We start from the raw sequence: 1,874 nt of genomic DNA, 5'->3' as shown, positions 1-1,874 counted from the left end.
TGCTTCATGCCCGGTATCGTGTCAGGGGCGAAGCGCATGCCGTAACTGGTCAGGCTGTACAGGCGCTGGCCGTATTTGCCTTCGCAGCTGATCAGGCCGTCGGCCAGCAACGTGCTCACCGTCCCGGATATCTTTTTGGTGTCCATACCGATAAGTCCTGCCAGCTTGACGCTGTTCAGGCCCGGGTTATTACGCAGGGCTGCCAGCACCTGCTCACGGATTGTTATGGTCATGCGCTCCACCTGTTTTCGATTAACGCCTGTCCGTTGCGAATGAGTTTGGCTTTGTCCTTTTCGCCAATCAGGAACGGCATCGGCTCACGCTGGAAACCAGCCCGCATGTTCTGCGCATCATCCATCCCGATCATCACCGTTTCGCATTTGCTGACGCCGGTGATCAGGTACGAGCGATAGCGCTTTTCAAATTCACGTGATTTGAATGGCAATTCCTCTTCGCTCATTCCAGCAAACTCAATCCAGCCACCCATGTCGGCAATTACGGCGTGGATGGTTGGATCGTCGAACACAACGCTATTCCGGCGGCCGTAGCTGCAAATGGCCTTGTACGCTTTCGACCATGCCAGAAGCGCTTTGCCGTCTTTGTTGCCCTCGATATGGCGCAGGAGATCAGCTGGCTTAGGGAAGAACTGCCCATTGTCGGTATCGCGTGTATGTCCCTGGAAAGAACGCATCACGTCTTCAACCGGGTATGACTTCAGCGCATTCCAGTAAATCCCGATCATCACTTCGGAAATATCCTTCCCGTAGATTTCACCGATCGCCGCCATGGACTGAGCGAATTTAGGTTTTTCAGAGTCGTTCATCAGAAAAGCTCTCCTGAATCAGTGCCGCCAGCCCAGCGCTGGAGGGTTTCGAGGTTGCGAGCAGTGGTTGCCGAGTACTGGCCTTGTGCGACCGCCATAGCGTGCTCGTCACCAGCAAGGTCACGGAGTCTCTCGACCTGCGCAGCGTCTCGCAGGATAGTGTCGATACCGTCGTAGAGTTTTTTGGAAGGGTTCTTGCCCATAAGCCAGGAATCGCCTTTGGCCCCGGATATTGCCCGGCAGAGTTCATCTGCGGTGAAACCTTCAGCCAGTCTGGCCTTGATGCGCTTGCGCCGTTTGTCATCCAGCTTTGCAGACAGGTGGTGGTGTTCTGTTTGCCAGTGAGTGAAAACCTTCCTGACCGGATCGGCTTTCGGTTCGTCCTGAGCAGCATCATCAACAACTGGTTTTTCACACTCGTCCCCCGTGGGGACTATAGGGGTTAGATCTGTTTTTATATTTGTCTTTGAAATAATGTCTTTGGTGTTCCCCGTTTTCAGGGATACCTCTCCCTGTTTTTGGGGATGGCTATCCCTGTTTTCAGGGATGGTTTTGGAGGCTATTTTTCTATCCCTGTTTTCAGGGATGGTAATAACCTGCGTTACAACTTCAGCAACCGGAAAACTAACCGGGCACTTTGCACATTTTGGCTTTGTGTAAGCCCAACTATCCAGGAGAGTGTTAATCCCGATGTAACGTATCTGCCCGATTCTGCGCATCTTGATAATTTTACGATAAGCCAGGCTGAGCACAGCTTCAGAAACGTGCTTAACGTCAAGTCTGGTTTTATCGGCAATGAGGCTGTTGGTGATCCGGTCTTCTTTCTTGGACCAGCCATAGGTCAGGCGAACAATAGCATTCAGCACGCGGAACTCACGCCCCGAAAGCTCTACGAAACACAGGGCATCCTGAATCTGGTTAGCAAGGCGAAGATAGCCATTTTCCAGATCTGCCATGCGATTCTCCTGCTGCGCCGGTTGTTGCGCAGGGAATTTGATTACTCTGGCGGTGTTTGCCATAATTACTCCCGTTACTTGGCGTAACACAGTGT

Annotated in this window: 3 protein-coding genes; all 3 read right to left on the bottom strand. The window is 52.3% G+C overall.

Annotation, left to right across the window (positions count from 1 at the left end; genetic code table 11):
• Positions 1–233 (bottom strand): transcriptional regulator (locus V6E55_RS25335; RefSeq protein ID WP_316944117.1); only part of this gene is annotated, 233 nt, incomplete at its 3' end.
• Positions 230–823: a DUF6475 domain-containing protein gene (locus tag V6E55_RS25330; protein WP_316944116.1), complete on the bottom strand. Its 594-nt coding sequence runs from the start codon at positions 821–823 to the stop codon at positions 230–232. The genes V6E55_RS25335 and V6E55_RS25330, both read right to left, overlap by 4 nt.
• Complete coding sequence (locus V6E55_RS25325) at positions 823–1,842, bottom strand: replication protein (protein ID WP_316944115.1); 1,020 nt, start codon at positions 1,840–1,842, stop codon at positions 823–825. The genes V6E55_RS25330 and V6E55_RS25325 overlap by 1 nt, the downstream gene beginning before the upstream one ends.
• Positions 1,843–1,874 lie beyond the last annotated feature (32 nt).

The organism is Enterobacter sp. 342 (assembly GCF_036663495.1).
Taxonomy (GTDB): domain Bacteria; phylum Pseudomonadota; class Gammaproteobacteria; order Enterobacterales; family Enterobacteriaceae; genus Enterobacter.
The sequence above is the reverse complement of the archived record's forward strand: the minus strand, read 5'-3'. Positions and strand labels throughout refer to the sequence as shown.